At 70.0% G+C, this 14,589-nt stretch carries 12 protein-coding genes; 5 read left to right on the top strand and 7 right to left on the bottom strand.

The genetic code is table 11. The features are described 5' to 3' along the window. Positions 1–128 precede the first annotated feature (128 nt). Together DIE17_RS00385 and DIE17_RS00380 are read left to right on the top strand one after the other, a co-directional pair. Entirely contained in the window at positions 129–4,634 is a 4,506-nt protein-coding gene (locus tag DIE17_RS00385) for a DEAD/DEAH box helicase (protein ID WP_124920499.1), read from the top strand. 138 nt (positions 4,635–4,772) lie between these two features. Next, positions 4,773–6,047 carry an APC family permease gene (locus tag DIE17_RS00380; protein WP_124484993.1) on the top strand — a complete coding sequence of 425 codons (1,275 nt, stop codon included), beginning with the start codon at positions 4,773–4,775 and terminating at the stop codon, positions 6,045–6,047. A 96-nt stretch (positions 6,048–6,143) separates the two neighbouring features. Here the strand turns inward: DIE17_RS00380 and DIE17_RS00375 are convergent, their stop codons facing one another. From DIE17_RS00375 to pcaQ, 3 genes are all read right to left on the bottom strand, one after another. After that, complete coding sequence (locus DIE17_RS00375; protein ID WP_044842919.1) at positions 6,144–6,440, bottom strand: XRE family transcriptional regulator; 297 nt, start codon at positions 6,438–6,440, stop codon at positions 6,144–6,146. A 70-nt stretch (positions 6,441–6,510) separates the two neighbouring features. Continuing rightward, a complete protein-coding gene (locus DIE17_RS00370; RefSeq protein ID WP_124920498.1) occupies positions 6,511–6,870 on the bottom strand; it encodes a type II toxin-antitoxin system RelE/ParE family toxin in 360 nt (119 codons plus the stop codon). Between the two features lie 107 nt (positions 6,871–6,977). Beyond that, on the bottom strand, positions 6,978–7,991 hold the full coding sequence (gene pcaQ, locus DIE17_RS00365; protein WP_124920497.1) for a pca operon transcription factor PcaQ: 1,014 nt from the start codon (positions 7,989–7,991) through the stop codon (positions 6,978–6,980). A gap of 276 nt (positions 7,992–8,267) precedes the next feature. Here pcaQ and pcaH point away from each other — a divergent pair, with 276 nt between their 5' ends. Further along, complete coding sequence (pcaH, locus tag DIE17_RS00355) at positions 8,268–8,975, top strand: protocatechuate 3,4-dioxygenase subunit beta (RefSeq protein ID WP_124484995.1); 708 nt, start codon at positions 8,268–8,270, stop codon at positions 8,973–8,975. Between the two features lie 3 nt (positions 8,976–8,978). Then, positions 8,979–9,572 carry a protocatechuate 3,4-dioxygenase subunit alpha gene (pcaG, locus tag DIE17_RS00350; protein WP_044842915.1) on the top strand — a complete coding sequence of 198 codons (594 nt, stop codon included), beginning with the start codon at positions 8,979–8,981 and terminating at the stop codon, positions 9,570–9,572. Between the two features lie 460 nt (positions 9,573–10,032). Here pcaG and DIE17_RS00345 read toward each other — a convergent pair whose 3' ends face one another. Further along, positions 10,033–10,812, bottom strand: a complete 780-nt coding sequence (locus DIE17_RS00345; protein ID WP_044842914.1) for a helix-turn-helix domain-containing protein — start codon at positions 10,810–10,812, stop codon at positions 10,033–10,035. Positions 10,813–10,954: 142 nt separating this feature from the next. On the opposite strand from DIE17_RS00345, the gene DIE17_RS00340 reads away from it, so the two are divergent. Next, positions 10,955–11,734 carry an alpha/beta fold hydrolase gene (locus DIE17_RS00340; RefSeq protein WP_124484997.1) on the top strand — a complete coding sequence of 260 codons (780 nt, stop codon included), beginning with the start codon at positions 10,955–10,957 and terminating at the stop codon, positions 11,732–11,734. Positions 11,735–11,769: 35 nt separating this feature from the next. Here the strand turns inward: DIE17_RS00340 and DIE17_RS00335 are convergent, their stop codons facing one another. Genes DIE17_RS00335 through gsiD form a run of 3 tightly spaced genes read right to left on the bottom strand, consistent with a single transcriptional unit; the run spans position 11,770 to position 14,578 of the window. Then, on the bottom strand, positions 11,770–12,597 hold the full coding sequence (locus DIE17_RS00335; RefSeq protein WP_124665787.1) for a M55 family metallopeptidase: 828 nt from the start codon (positions 12,595–12,597) through the stop codon (positions 11,770–11,772). After that, a complete protein-coding gene (locus DIE17_RS00330) occupies positions 12,594–13,685 on the bottom strand; it encodes a P1 family peptidase (RefSeq protein ID WP_124920496.1) in 1,092 nt (363 codons plus the stop codon). Before DIE17_RS00330 ends, DIE17_RS00335 begins: the two co-directional genes overlap by 4 nt. Further along, a complete protein-coding gene (gsiD, locus tag DIE17_RS00325; protein ID WP_124485000.1) occupies positions 13,685–14,578 on the bottom strand; it encodes a glutathione ABC transporter permease GsiD in 894 nt (297 codons plus the stop codon). The genes DIE17_RS00330 and gsiD overlap by 1 nt, the downstream gene beginning before the upstream one ends. Positions 14,579–14,589: the final 11 nt, after the last annotated feature.

The following is a 14,589-nucleotide window of genomic DNA, read 5'->3' as shown; positions in this document are numbered from 1 at the left end:
CGCCTCATCTGAATCTCCGGCGCGCGCATTCCCGCCGCGCGCGGTGCCCGGCACGCGCACGCGACGTCTGGCACACTGACGATTCGCACGCGGCCGCCCGCGCGCTCGCACCCCATTTCAACGCTCCGATGGACGTCACAGCCACCCGCCCCGCACACGCGCTCGACGTGTTCCACCCGGCCGTCGCCGCGTGGTTCCGCCGCACGTTTGCCGCGCCGACCGGCGCGCAGGCACTCGCATGGCCGCACATCAAGGCCGGCCGGTCGACGCTCGTCGCCGCGCCGACCGGCTCCGGCAAGACGCTCACCGCGTTCCTGTGCGCACTCGACGACCTCGTGCGCGATGCGCTCGCGCACGACGGCGCGCTGCCCGACGCGACGCTCGTCGTCTATGTGTCGCCGCTGAAGGCGCTGTCGAACGACATCCACGTGAACCTCGACGCGCCGCTCGCCGGCATCGCCGACTCGCTCGCGCAACTCGGCCTGCCGGTGCCGGCGATCCGCACCGCCGTGCGTACCGGCGACACCACGCAGGCCGAACGCGCGGCGCTGCGCAAGCGCGCGCCGCACATCCTCGTGACGACGCCCGAATCGCTGTACGTGCTGCTGTCGTCCACATCGGGGCGGCAAATGCTGTCGAACGTGCGTTCGGTGATCGTCGACGAGATCCACGCGCTTGCGTCGTCCAAGCGCGGCAGCCACCTCGCGTTGTCGCTCGAACGCCTCGACGCGTTGACGGGCCGCGCGTTGCCGCGCATCGGGTTGTCGGCCACGCAGAAACCGATCGACGCGGTCGCGCGCTTCCTGGTCGGCGGCCCGGCCGATGCGCCGCGCGAATGCACGATCGTCGACACCGGTCACACGCGCGAACGCGACCTCGCGCTCGAACTGCCGAACGTGCCGCTCGAGCCGGTGATGGCGACCGACGTGTGGGAACAGGTATACGACCGGATCGCCGCGCTTGCCGCCGCGCATCGCACGACGCTCGTGTTCGTGAACACGCGGCGCACCGCGGAACGCATGGCGCGCCATCTCGCCGACCGTCTCGGCAAGGACGCGATCGCCGCCCACCACGGCAGTCTCGCGAAGGAGCATCGCTTCGACGCCGAACAGCGGCTCAAGCGCGGCGAGCTGAAGCTGCTCGTCGCGACCGCGTCGCTCGAACTCGGCATCGACATCGGCGACGTCGATCTCGTGTGCCAGGTCGGTTCGCCGCGCGGGATCGCACCGTTCCTGCAGCGTGTCGGACGCTCGGGGCACCATGTCGGCGGCGTGCCGAAGGGCCGCCTGTTCCCGCTGTCGCGCGACGAGCTGGTCGAATGCGCGGCGCTGCTCGATTGCGTGCAACGCGGCGAGCTCGACGCGTTGCGGATTCCCGAGGCACCGCTCGACGTGCTCGCGCAGCAGATCGTCGCCGAAGTCGCCTGCGCGGAATGGCAGGAGGACGCGCTGTACGCGAGCTTCACGCGCGCGGCGCCCTACGCACGCCTGTCGCGCGAACGCTTCGACGACGTGATGAAGATGCTCGCCGAAGGCTTCACGAGCCGGCGCGGCGTGCGCGGTGCATACCTGCATCGCGACGTGGTCGGCGGCACGGTGCGCGGGCGCCGCAACGCGATGATGACCGCGACGACGTCGGGCGGCACGATTCCCGACATGGCCGACTACGCGGTGCTGCTCGAACCGCAGGGTATCCAGGTCGGCACCGTCAACGAGGATTTCGCGGTCGAGAGCCTCGCGGGCGACGTGTTCCAGCTCGGCAATCAGTCTTACCGGATCATTCGCGTGGAAACCGGCCGTGTGCGCGTCGAGGATGCGCAAGGTCAAGCGCCGGGCATTCCGTTCTGGCTCGGCGAGGGGCTCGGGCGCAGCGACGAGCTGTCGGCGGCGGTCGGCCGGCTGCGGGCGCGGCTCGACGGGCTGTTCGCCGAAGGCGATCGGCACTCCGAGGCCGGAGCACGCAAACGCGCGAGCGACGACGCAGCGGGCAAGACGGGCACGCGCGGCAAAACCGGCAAGGCGGCCGCCGAAGCCGACGCGTTGGCCGACTCGCGCAGCGATAACGCCGGCACCGCGATCGCCCCGCCCGCAAGCCGCCTCGCGCCGGCACTGCGCTGGCTCGTCGACGATCTCCGCCTGTCGCCCGATGCGGCCCGCCAGATCGCCGACTACCTCGCGCGCACGCGCGCGGCGCTCGGCGCCCTGCCGACGCAGGACACGCTCGTGATGGAGCGCTTCTTCGACGAATCGGGCGGCACGCAGCTGGTGATCCATTCGCCGTTCGGCAGCCGTATCAACCGCGCGTGGGGGCTCGCGCTGCGCAAGCGCTTCTGCCGCACGTTCAACTTCGAGCTGCAGGCCGCCGCGACCGACGACGCGATCATTCTTTCGCTGTCGCTCGCGCACAGCTTCGCGCTCGACGAAGTGTGGCGCTACCTGCGCTCGGCGAGCGCCGAGCACGTGCTGGTGCAGGCGCTGCTCGACGCACCGATGTTCGGCGTGCGCTGGCGCTGGAACGCGACGACCTCGCTCGCGCTGCCGCGCTTCACCGGCGGCCGGCGCACCGCGCCGCAACTGCAGCGGATGAAGAGCGACGACCTGCTCGCGACCGTGTTCCCCGACCAGGTCGCGTGCGTGGAGAACGTCGTCGGCGAACGCGAGATCCCGCACCATCCGCTCGTCGACCAGACGCTCGACGATTGCCTGCACGACGCGATGGATACCGACGGCTGGCTCGCGCTGCTGCGCCGGATCGAAAGCGGCGCGATCGAACTGATCGCGCGCGACCTGCCCGCGCCGTCGCCGCTCGCGGCCGAGATCCTGAACGCGAAGCCCTATGCGTTCCTCGACGACGCGCCGCTCGAGGAGCGCCGCACGCAGGCCGTGCAGTCGCGCCGCTGGAGCGATCCCGAATCGGCCGACGATCTCGGCGCGCTCGACGCCGATGCCATCGATGCGGTGCGCGACGAAGCGTGGCCGCTCGTACGCGATGCCGACGAAATGCACGACGCCCTGCTCACGCTCGCGTGCGTCGCCGACGGCGAAGCGCACGCGCACGAAGGCTGGCCCGAACGGCTCGCGGAACTGGCCGAGCGCCGTCGTGCGACGCAACTCGTCACGCCGGACGGCGCCGTGCTGTGGGTGCCGGTCGAACGGCTGGTCTGCATGCGCGCGCTGCATCCCAATGCACGCGTCGTGCCCGCGCTGAAGGTGCCGGCCGCCTGCGCGCAACCCTGGGAAGCCGATGCCGCGCTCGTCGACGTGATCCGCGCGCGGCTCACCGGCTTCGGGCCATCGACGCTCGACGCCATCGCGCAGCCGCTCGGCCTGCCGTCCGCGGCGATCGCGACCGCGCTCGCCGCACTGGAGCGCGAAGGCTACGTGATGCATGGCCGCTTCACGCCGGGCGCCACGACCGACGAATGGTGCGAACGCCACCTGCTCGCGCGCATTCATCGCTACACGGTCAAGCGGCTGCGCCGCGAGATCGAGCCGGTCGAGCGCGCCGATTTCATGCGCTTCCTGTTCCACTGGCAGCACCTGACGCCCGACACGCGCGGCACGGGCCGCGACGCGCTCGCGGCCGTCGTCGAGCAGCTCGAAGGCTACGAAGCCGCGGCGAGCGCATGGGAAGACGCGCTGCTGCCCGCGCGCCTGACCGACTACACGGCCGGCGGCCTCGACGAGCTGTGCCGCTCGGGCAAACTCGTGTGGACCCGCATCGGCGCGCCGGCGCGCGCGGCCGGCACGCCCGTGAAAACGACGCCGATCGTGCTGCTGCCGCGCCGCCACCTCGGCGCATGGCAGGCGCTGCGCGACCCGGACGCGCAGCCGGCGCTATCCGCGCGTGCGACGCAGGTGCGCGATGCACTTGCCGCACACGGCGCGATGTTCTTCGACGCGCTGCTCGACGAACTGCACATGCTGCCGGTCGAACTCGAGCAGGCGCTCGGCGAACTCGTGTCGGCCGGCCTCGTGAATGCAGACAGCTTCGCCGGGTTGCGCGCGCTGTTGAAGCCCGCGGTCAAGCGCAGCGCGACCTATGCGCCGCGCACGCGGCGCGGTGGCGCGCTGATCGGCGGGATGGACGACGCCGGCCGCTGGGCGCTCGTGCAACGCATGTCGGCGCCGGACGATGCGCCAACCCCGGCACCGAAGCGCGGTGCGCCCGCGATCGATCCCGATGCGCTCGAACACATCGCGTGGACGCTGCTGCGCCGCTATGGCGTGGTGTTCTGGCGGCTGCTCGAACGCGAAGCCGACTGGCTGCCGAGCTGGCGCGAACTCGTGCGGGTGCTGCAACGCCTCGAAGCGCGCGGCGAGATTCGCGGCGGCCGCTTCGTCGCGGGGCTCGCGGGCGAGCAGTTCGCGCTGCCGGAAGCGATCCCGGTCCTGCGCGAGCTGCGTCGCCAACCGGGCGACGGCCAGTACGTGTGCGTGACGGGCGCCGATCCGCTGAACCTTGCCGGCACGCTGTTGCCCGGCGACAAGGTGCCCGCGCTGGCCGGCAATCGCGTGCTGTTCCGCGACGGCGTGCCGGTCGCGTCGCTCGTGGCGGGCACGTTCCATTACGCGCCCGAGCTGCCGCCTGCCGCGCGCGAGGATGCGCGCCTGCGGCTCGCACGCCGCCACTGACTCCTGACATCGGCTGACACACGGCACATCGCGGACTACTAAACGCCGTGCGGCAGCACCGCGTACGTTCGGGTAGCATCGAACGATTCATTGCGCGCCCGAGCGTGCCCATAACGAGCCTTCAGGAGACTGCCTTTCATGCCCTCGCATGCCGATTCGCCCGCCGTTCATCACGCGGGCTCGCTGACGATTTTCCAGGGCGCCGCGCTGTATATCGGCGCGGTGCTCGGCACCGGCGTCATTGCGTTGCCCGCGCTCGCGGCCGAGGTTGCAGGCCCTGCATCGCTGCTGGCGTGGGCCGCGCTCGTCGTGCTGTCGGGGCCGCTTGCCGCCACCTTCGCCGCACTCGGCGCGCGCTATCCGGACGCGGGCGGCGTATCGACCTACGCGCGACGCGCATTCGGGCCGAAGGCCGCGGCAATCGTCGGCTGGTGTTTCTATTTCGCGGTGCCGGCCGGCGCGCCGGCCGCCGCGATGTTCGGCGGCGCGTACGTCGCCGCCGTCACGGGCGGCGGACACGTCACGGTGATCGTCACGGCTGCCGCGCTGATCGCCACGGTGTCGGCCGCGAATGCGTTCGGCGTCACGGTGTCGGGCCGCATGCAGCTCGTGCTGTCGGCGCTGCTCGTCACGCTGCTGCTGGCCGCCGTGCTCGCGTCCGCGCCGCATGCAAGCACGGTGAACCTGCATCCGTTCGCGCCGCATGGCTGGCTCGCGGTCGGCCAGGCTGCCGCACTGCTCGTGTGGAGCTTCGCGGGCTGGGAAGCGATCACGCACCTCGCGGCAGAGTTCCGCCGGCCCGCGCACGACATGCCGCGCTCGGCCGGGATCGCGGTCGTGGTCGTCGGCTTTCTGTATCTGTCGGTCGCGGCCGCGAGCGTCACGGTGCTCGGGCCGTCGGCCGGCGCGTCGGGTGCGCCGCTCGCGGAACTGATCGCGGGCGGCATCGGCGGTCACGCGCAGGTGCTGGCGGCAGCGGCCGCGCTGCTGCTCACGCTCGGCACGATGAATGCGTATTTCGCGGGCGCGGCGAAGCTCGGCGCAGCGCTCGGGCGCGACGGCGCACTGCCTGCGTGGCTCGCACAAGGCAGCCAGGTCGGCGGCGTGCCGCGCCGAAGTCTTGGCGTGATCGCGGTGCTGGCCGTCGTCGCGCTGGCCGCGACGACGCTCTCGGACGTCGGGCCGAAGCCGCTCGTGCTCGTCACGTCCGGATGCTTCGTGATGGTGTACGGACTCGGCGCGGCGGCCGCGCTGAAACTGCTGCCGCGCGGCGGCATCGCATATCGCTGCGCGTGGATTTCGCTGGTCGCCGTCGCCGGGCTGTTCTTGACGACAGGGTGGTTCATCTTGTGCCCGCTGCTGCTTGCGGGCGGTGCGCTGCTTTATCTGCGGATGGCCGGGCGACGCACGTGATCGCGTGCCGGCGCCCGTGTGCGGACGAGCAAACGGGCGCTCGCCGCGCTGCGCCGGCACACCGCGAACCGGCCGCGCACCGCTGCGCCGCGGGCGTCAGGCCGGCACCAGTTCGAAGCTGAGCCGCTTGCCGAGTGCGGTGGCCGCGCTCGCGAGCGTCGCGAGCGTGAGGCTCGTGTCGGTTTCGTCGAGCAGCCGGTTGAGCGCGGCGCGGCTGGTCTTCATCCGCGCGGCCATCGCGGTCTTCGTGATGTGCTGCGCCTTCATTTCCTGGCCGATCTGCCACGCGATCACGCGCTTGATCGCGGTGGCGGTGGCCGCTTCGAGATGGCCTTCGTCCTCGAGGAAGCTGTCGAAATCGCTGCCGATATGCGGGTTGTTCGTGGTCGTCATGGGTACTCCAGTGCATGGCGTGGCCGGCCGGCACATCGCCGATCGCATGTGCCGGCGCAGCCGGAGGAATTCAGATGGCGCGCGTCAGCGCTTTCAGCCGCGCGACGGTCACGTCGAGATCGTCGGACGGCGTGGCCTGCGACTGCTTGAAGAACGCGTGCAGCAGCACCATCGTGTCGCCGACGACCGTGAACAGCGCGCGCGCGCTTCGCTGCGGCAACATCACGCGGATTTCCCACAGATCCTGCGACATCTTCCGGACCAGCGGCATGCCGAGCGGCCAGCCGAGTTGAACGGTCTTGATCTCTTCGCCGATCACCCTGCGCTCGACCTGCCCGAGCGCCTTGAGCCATTCGCGCACCGGCTCGTTGCCACGCGCGGTGCGGAAGAACCGCACGTCGAGCGTGGCCTGAATCTGCCGTCTCGCCATCGTCGTGTCATCGAGTGTATCAAAAACGGTACGATACGCCAAGCACGACGACACCTGCTACTGACCGAATGGCTAACGAATGACGGTGAAAGAGCGGCAGCCGGACGTCATCCGTCCACGCCCTGCCCGGAGTCTCGACGCTGGCGGCGAGCCGGCTTGCGCGCGCTAGGGGGGGCGCGATGGGTGTGCGCATCGCCGAACCGCGCCTGCGCGATGTCGCGAACGGCGTCGATCAGCGTCCGGGCGACGGGAGACGGTTGCGCATCGGTGCGCAGCACGAGCCCGACCGGCTCGTCGGTGCCCGCGGACGGCAGCGGCAGCCGCGCGAGCGCGCCGGCCGACAAGTCGTATTCGGCCGCATAGAGCGGCACGAACCAGACTGCGTCGTTCTCGAGCGTGAGCGCACGCGCGACCGACACCGACAGCACCTCGATGAACGAATCAAGCGGCGGCGCGCCGCACGCGCCGAGCAGTTGCTCGGCCGACTGGCGGATCAGCGTGCCGAACGGCGGCAGCACGACCGGATAGCGCGCGAGCTCGGCGGCCGGCGCGGCACTCGCCAGCAGCGGATGGCCGGCGCGCACGACCGCGACGAGCGGTTCGTTGTACAGCTGCTCGAACGCGAGCCCGATCATCCGCTCCGGCTCCGACAGGCGCCCGATCGCGCATTCGATCGCCCCTGCCTTCAGACGCTCCAGCAGCTCGGTATTGGCAGCCGTCGCGATCCGCACCACGATGCGCGGCCAGCGTGCGGTCAGCGCCTTCATCAGCGCGGGCGCGAGCGATGCCGCGACCGTCGGCAGCATGCCGATTTCGAGCGTCGCCGCGGCCGCGCCGCCTTCGCGCGCGAGCAGCCCGACACCCTGCCGCAGCGCCAGCACGCACGCGTTCGCGTGCGGGATGAACAGTTGGGCTTCGCGGGTCGGCTGCGCGCCGTGCCGCCCGCGTTCGAACAACTTCACGCCGAGGATCGACTCCAGTTCGGCGATCGTCTTCGACACGGCCGGCTGCGTGATCGACAGGCTTTCGGCCGCCTTCTGCACGCCGCCCAACTGCGCGACCGCGAGAAAACACTGCAGGTGCCGGAATTTGACGCGGCCGTCGGCGATACGGTTATTCATAACGGGCGGTTATGCGAATGGTGATATCACGCCATTTTGCATAACTTTCCGGAAACGCCCAAGCATTCGGCGCGGCGTCACGCATGACGCCGCCGCGCATGGACTCCGGTCGCCGGGCAGCAACGCGATCACGCCGCTGTCCGGCGGATTTCCATGGGCGCCGCCGAACATAACGAACGGTTATGCGATTCGCGAAAAAAGGTCATTTTGCATAACTTTCCGGATTGGCTAAAGTCTTGCCATCCACTTCGCGAAATACCTGACAGGAGACGCCCGATGGATTCCCCCACGATCCTCACGCCGCGCGACTGGCCGTCGCATCCCGCGTATATCCACCCCGAGTACCGTTCGTCGGTCAAGCGCGGCCCGACCCGCCCGCTGATCCCGTTGAAGGAAAAGCTGCGCGACCAGTACGTGCCCGTCTACGGCACCGACGATCTCGGCGCACTCGACCACGACCTGACGAAGAACGCCGTGAAGAACGGCGAACCGCTCGGCGAGCGCATCGTCGTCACCGGCCGCGTGCTCGACGAAGGCGGCAAGCCCGTGCGCAACACGCTCGTCGAGGTATGGCAGGCGAATGCGGCCGGCCGCTACGTGCACAAGGTCGACCAGCACGACGCGCCGCTCGACCCGAACTTCCTCGGCGCAGGCCGCTGCATGACCGACGCCGAAGGCCGCTACCGCTTCCTGACGATCAAGCCCGGCGCGTATCCGTGGGGCAACCATCCGAACGCATGGCGCCCGAATCACATCCACTTCTCGCTGTTCGGCGACTACTTCGGCTCGCGCCTCGTCACGCAGATGTACTTCCCCGGCGATCCGCTGCTCGCGTACGACCCGATCTTCCAGGGCACGCCGGAAGCGGCGCGTGACCGCCTGATCTCGCGCTTCTCGATGGACATCACCGAAGAAGGCTATGCGCTCGGCTACGAATTCGACATCGTGCTGCGCGGCCGCGACGCCACCCCGATGGAGCGCTGAACCATGACGACGCTGAAGCAAACCCCTTCGCAGACGGTCGGCCCGTACTTCGCGTACGGCCTGTGCCCGCAGCAATACGACTACGACCTGAAGAGCCTGTTCACGCCGGCGATCGCCACGCCCGACGCCGAAGGCGAGCACGTGCTGCTGGTCGGACAGGTGTTCGACGGCGACGGCAACGTCGTCAGCGACGCGGTGCTCGAATTCACGCAGGTGGACGGCGCGGGCCGCTATCCCGCGTCGCGCGACGACATCGCGAAGTCCGGCTTCACGGGCTTCGCACGCGTCGGCACGGGCACCGATGCGCAGCACCGCTTCGTTGTCCAGACGGTCAAGCCGGGCCGCGCCGCCGCCGACGAAGCGCCGCACATCAACGTGACCGTGATGATGCGCGGGATCCTGACCCACGCGTTCACCCGCGTGTATTTCGACGACGAAGCCGCGGCGAACGCGGCCGATCCGGTGCTGAACCTCGTGCCGGCCGAACGCCGCGCAACGCTCGTCGCAAAGCGCGACGCGCAACCGGGCCGGCCCGTCGTGTACCGCTTCGACATTCGCATGCAGGGGCCGGACGAGACCGTGTTCTTCGACGTGTGACCCGCGAGCCGGCGCACGCCGGCTGCCCGCACCGAACCGCCGTGTGGCGCGATACCGACAGGCATCGCGTCGTGCGGCGGTTTTCGCTTTCGGGCCCCCACATTCGATGCCGTGCCGCAGCACGCCCGATCGGGACGGCCGACGCCCTTGGTTGACTGCTCGCGCCTCCGGCATCAAACGCGCGATTGAAACGCATGCTGCGACAGCACATGAATCGTCGGGCCCGCACGATATCGTTTGCGCGTTACACGGCGTATGCTTTGCTATCCGCCCGACACCGACGGGATTGAATCGGAACAGGCAACAATTTCACCCGCAATGCGCGAACACTGCCCCGCTGCCTGAGCGCGCATTTTTCTGACCGAGTGCCTTCAAGCGCGTCTGACCGAAACCTGGCAGACGCGTTTTTTTCGTCCGCGACCGGAGCACGCCGCCGCACTCGCCACCGCCTCTGCTCCGGCTAGCGGCGAACCTCCAGATACCGGCTCGGCGTTTCGCCGAGGATGCGGCGAAACGCCGACGTAAAGGCGCTCGCGCTCGCATAGCCCAGATCGAACGCGACCCGCGTCACCGGCTGACCGTCGCTCAGGCGGGTAATCGCCGCCAGCATGCAGACCTGCTGACGCCAGGCGGCGAAACTCACGCCGGTCTGCGCGCGGAACAGCCGCGTAAACGTGCGCCGGCTCACGCCCGCGTCGGTCGCCACCTGGTCGAGATCGGCCGCGATCGACGGCGACGCGAACAGATGCCGGCAGATCTTCGCGAGGCGCGCGTCGGCCGGCAGCGGCGCGTGCAGCGACAGCCGCGGCATCGTCGCGATTTCCGCGACCAGCAGCGCCATCAGCTTGCCCGCCCGGCCGTCGACGTCGTACATCGCCGGCAGGTCGATCGCATCGTCGATCAGTTGCCGCAGGAGCGGCGACACGCCGTACACGCCGCACTGGTCCGGCAGCCCCGCGGCCTCGGCCGTGTCGTCCGACACGAACGTGTTGAGCATCGTGACCGGCCCGGTCATCGTCATTTCGTGCCGCACGCCGGCCGGCACCCAGCACGCGCGTTGCGGCGGCACCAGCCAGCGGCCGTGCGGCGTCGACACGCTGATCGTGCCGCGCGACGCGAACGCGAACTGCCCGCGCCGGTGCGCGTGCTCCGGAAACGTCGTGCCCGCCGCGTAGTCGTTGGCGGTCACCACGACGCTACGGGGAATGTCTTCGTAGGGATCCAGCAGCGTATTTCTCAAGGCCCGAATTCCATCATGAATGACCCGATATCGAAGGCGGGTCACCTTCGATCGGTCTACGATCCGCTCCACGCTTGCGCGACCGGATGGCCGCAAGACCCGACGGCCGAATCGGCCGGATAGCGACTTCTTCGGAGCGGAGATGCCCAATACGTTTCATCGCGTGGGGGACGGCCCCCACCCTGTTCTCGTGCTGCACGGCTGGTTCGGCGACGCGCGTGCGTTCGAGCCCGTCGAGACGTGGCTGTCGCACGAACGCTTCACCTATGTGTTCATGGACTACCGCGGCTACGGCGGCATGCGCGGCGCGCACGGCGCGTACTCGATCGCCGAAATCGCCGCCGACACGCTCGCCCTCGCCGACGCGCTCGGCTGGCGCACGTTCAGCCTCGTCGGCCACTCGATGGGCGGCATGGCGATCGAGAAGGTCGCCGCCATGGCGCCCGACCGGGTACGCGCGCTGGTGCCGATCGCGCCGGTGCCGTGCGGCGGCCTGCCGTTCGACGCCGCGCGACGCGCGCTATTCGAACGCGCCGCCGACCAGCTCGCCGATCGCCGCACCATCATCGATCGCAGCACCGGCGGCCGGTTGCCCGCCGCCTGGGTCGAGTGGAAAGCCGCGTATTCGGCATCCTGTTCGTCGCCGCACGCGTTCGGCGCGTACTTCCGCGCGTGGGCCGACACGGATTTCACCGACGAGATCACGGGCCGCCATCCGGTGAAGGTGCTGATCGGCGAACACGATCCGGCGTTCGACGCGGCGCTGATGGCGCGCACCTATCTGCGGCGCTATCCGCGCGCGACCGTCGACGTGCTGCGCAATGCCGGTCATTACCCGATGAACGAAACCCCGCTCGCGCTGGTCGCCGCGATGGAAGCGTTCCTGCTCGACACGGCGGCAGACCGCGCGCCCGGTGCGTGACGCGCCGCGCATCGGCGGCCTCCGGTCGGCACGCATCACCGCAGCATGAACGACATGGCCGACAGGCTGTTCAGCGTGCGCACCACGTGCTCGACCGACGGCCCGTCGAAGCGCAGCGTCACCGCATCGACCCGCTCGAGCGACGGCAGCACGCAGAACAGATCGGCGAGCGCGGCCGTCTGCACGCGCAGCGTGCAAGCGGCCGGCGCGGGCCGGTGCGCGCCCGCACGCCAGCCGGACGACAGCGCATGTACGACCGTTTCGCGTGCGGCGGTCGCGATGCGCGCGCAGGACGCGGCCGGCGTGAGCGTGTCGCCGCTCGATGCGCCGCCGGCCGTCTTGACCGTCTCGAAACGCGCGTCCGGAAACAGCGGCCGGGTTTCCTCGGCGAATACGTCGTCGCCCGACGCCAGCGCGACGTGCGCGCCGTATTCGCGCGCCAGCGCGCCGTACAGCCCGGCTTCGCCGAGTTCGACGCCGTTCAGCCACACCTGCGTGAACGCGAAGCTGTTGATGGTGTGCGCAAGCACGCCGCGCGTCTGCGACTTCGCATGAAAGCCGATCATGAACACGAGGTCGGGCTGCTGCTCGAGGCCCGCCATCATCCCCAGCGTGCGCGGCTTGCCGAGCACGACGCGGGCGCGGGCATCGAGCCCGTCGGGCAACAGATTGCGGAAACCGCCGTGCGAATCGTTGACCCAGACGGCCTTCGCGCCGCCGGCGAACGCGCCTTCGATCGCCGCGTTCGCCTCGGCGGTCATCCAGCGGCGCGCACGTTCGTATTCCGGATTGCCGGCACGCGTCTGCTCGAGGGCGAACACGCCGGCGACACCCTCGATGTCGGTCGAGATCAGAATCTTCATGAATGGCTCGGACGTCCTTCGTTGCCTGCGTTGAATAACCGCTCGAGCTCGGGCACCGCATCGCGCAGCGATTGCCGTACGTGGCCGTCGCGGCCGGTCACGGTCACGGCCTGCAGCAGCGCGTCGGCGATCGCGTGCTCGACGCTTTCGGCCGCGGCCATGAACAGCGGATCGAGCGCCGCATCGGCCACGAGGGCCGGCAGCGCGACGGTCGACGCATCGTGCGCGATCGTGTACGCGGTGGAAAAGGCGAGCGCGATGTCGCCGCTGCCATGCCCGTAGACCGAGCCGGTGCGGGCGAGCCCCGCGCCCGCGCGGCGCGCGAGCCGCGACAGTTGCCGCGCGTCGAGCGGCGCATCGGTCGCGAGCAGCAGGATGATCGAGCCTTGCTCGGGCGGCGCCGCGTGCGTCGGCTGAGCGTCCGCTGCGGCACGCCGCTGCGCGACGATCCGTCCGACCGGCACGCCACCGAGCATCAGCATCGGCAGCCGGCCGAAATTCGCGAGCACCAGCGCGCCGATCGTATACGGCCTGCCGGCCGCGACGGCCACGCGCGACGCGGAGCCGATCCCGCCCTTCAGGTCGAAACACGACATCCCGCGCCCGGCGCCTGCCGCGCCACGTGCGAAATCTCGCGCCGCGGTATGGCAGGCTTCGTCGTAATGCGCGGCCGTCACAGCGAACGCCTGGATGTCGTTCAGATAGCCGTCGTTGCACTCGAACACGAGCGGGTTGACGGTCGGCCAGTCGCGGCCGATTTGCGGGTTCTCCGCGACCGCCGCGCGAATCTGCGCCTGCGCCACCGCGCCGACGCCGAACGTGTTGGTCAGCGCGATCGGCGTTTCGAGCGTGCCCAGTTCGTCGACCTGCACGAGCCCGACGCTCTTGCCGAAGCCGTTGATCACGGCCGCGCCGGCCGGCACCTTGCTGCGGTACAGGTCGCCCGGGTGCGGCTTCACGACGGTGACGCCCGTCTGCACGTCGCCCGCATTGAGCGTCGCATGGCCGACCGTCACGCCCGGCACGTCGGCGATCGTGCCGCGCGGCCCGGCCGGCAGCGTCGCGGCCCACATGGGCACGGCTCGCATCAGCGCCGCTCCAGCTTCGGGTCGAGCGCGTCGCGCAGCCCGTCGCCGAGCAGGTTGAACGCGAGCACGGTCAGGAAGATCGCGAGGCTCGGGAAGATCGCGACGTGCGGCGCGGTCACCATGTCCGCGCGCGCCTCGTTGAGCATCGCGCCCCACTCCGGCGTCGGCGGCTGCGCGCCGAGCCCGAGGAACGACAGGCTCGCGGCCGTGATGATCGACGTGCCGATCCGCATCGTGAAGTAGACGACGACCGACGACACGGTGCCCGGCAGGATGTGCCGCATGATGATCGTCCAGTCGGACGCGCCGATGCTGCGCGCGGCTTCCACGTAGGTCATGTGCTTGAGCATCAGCGTGTTGCCGCGCACGAGCCGCGCGAACGCCGGAATGCTGAAGATCGCGACCGCGCAGATCACGTTGACCATCCCGTTGCCGAGGATCGCGACCACGCCGATCGCGAGCAGGATCCCAGGGAACGCGAACAGCACGTCGGCCACGCGCATCGTGATGCGGTCCCACCAGCCTTCGTAGTAGCCGGCGAGCAGCCCGAAGAACGTGCCGATGAGCGCGCCGAGCGCGACCGAGAAGAAGCCGGCCGCGAGCGAGATGCGCGTGCCGGTGACGATCCGGCTGAAGATGTCGCGGCCAAGCGAGTCGACGCCGAACCAGTGCACGGCCGACGGCCCCGCATTCAGCGCGTCGTAGTCGAAGTAGTTCTCCGGATCGAACGGCACGATGTGCGGGCCGACGAAGGCCAGCACGATGAGCGCGAGCACGAAGCCGCCGGCGACCAGCGCGACGGTCTGCTTGCGGAACTTGCGCCAGAATTCACGCCACGGCGTGCGGATCGTGTTCGATGCGGCCGGCGCCGCGGGCTGGACAGTCGCGTTCATGCTGGCCTCAC

Origin of the sequence: Burkholderia sp. Bp9099, from assembly GCF_003857805.1 — a bacterium.
Taxonomy (GTDB): Bacteria; Pseudomonadota; Gammaproteobacteria; order Burkholderiales; family Burkholderiaceae; genus Burkholderia.
This window is presented reverse-complemented; position numbering and strand designations above follow the sequence as displayed.

What these genes read in the sequence shown, in the direction of transcription:
- DIE17_RS00385 (WP_124920499.1), top strand. Translation starts at nt 129, where the DNA reads ATGGACGTCACAGCCACCCGCCCCGCACACGCGCTCGACGTGTTCCAC.
- DIE17_RS00380 (WP_124484993.1), top strand. Translation starts at nt 4,773, where the DNA reads ATGCCCTCGCATGCCGATTCGCCCGCCGTTCATCACGCGGGCTCGCTG.
- DIE17_RS00375 (WP_044842919.1), bottom strand. Translation starts at nt 6,440, where the DNA reads ATGACGACCACGAACAACCCGCATATCGGCAGCGATTTCGACAGCTTC.
- DIE17_RS00370 (WP_124920498.1), bottom strand. Translation starts at nt 6,870, where the DNA reads ATGGCGAGACGGCAGATTCAGGCCACGCTCGACGTGCGGTTCTTCCGC.
- pcaQ (WP_124920497.1), bottom strand. Translation starts at nt 7,991, where the DNA reads ATGAATAACCGTATCGCCGACGGCCGCGTCAAATTCCGGCACCTGCAG.
- pcaH (WP_124484995.1), top strand. Translation starts at nt 8,268, where the DNA reads ATGGATTCCCCCACGATCCTCACGCCGCGCGACTGGCCGTCGCATCCC.
- pcaG (WP_044842915.1), top strand. Translation starts at nt 8,979, where the DNA reads ATGACGACGCTGAAGCAAACCCCTTCGCAGACGGTCGGCCCGTACTTC.
- DIE17_RS00340 (WP_124484997.1), top strand. Translation starts at nt 10,955, where the DNA reads ATGCCCAATACGTTTCATCGCGTGGGGGACGGCCCCCACCCTGTTCTC.
- DIE17_RS00335 (WP_124665787.1), bottom strand. Translation starts at nt 12,597, where the DNA reads ATGAAGATTCTGATCTCGACCGACATCGAGGGTGTCGCCGGCGTGTTC.
- DIE17_RS00330 (WP_124920496.1), bottom strand. Translation starts at nt 13,685, where the DNA reads ATGCGAGCCGTGCCCATGTGGGCCGCGACGCTGCCGGCCGGGCCGCGC.
- gsiD (WP_124485000.1), bottom strand. Translation starts at nt 14,578, where the DNA reads ATGAACGCGACTGTCCAGCCCGCGGCGCCGGCCGCATCGAACACGATC.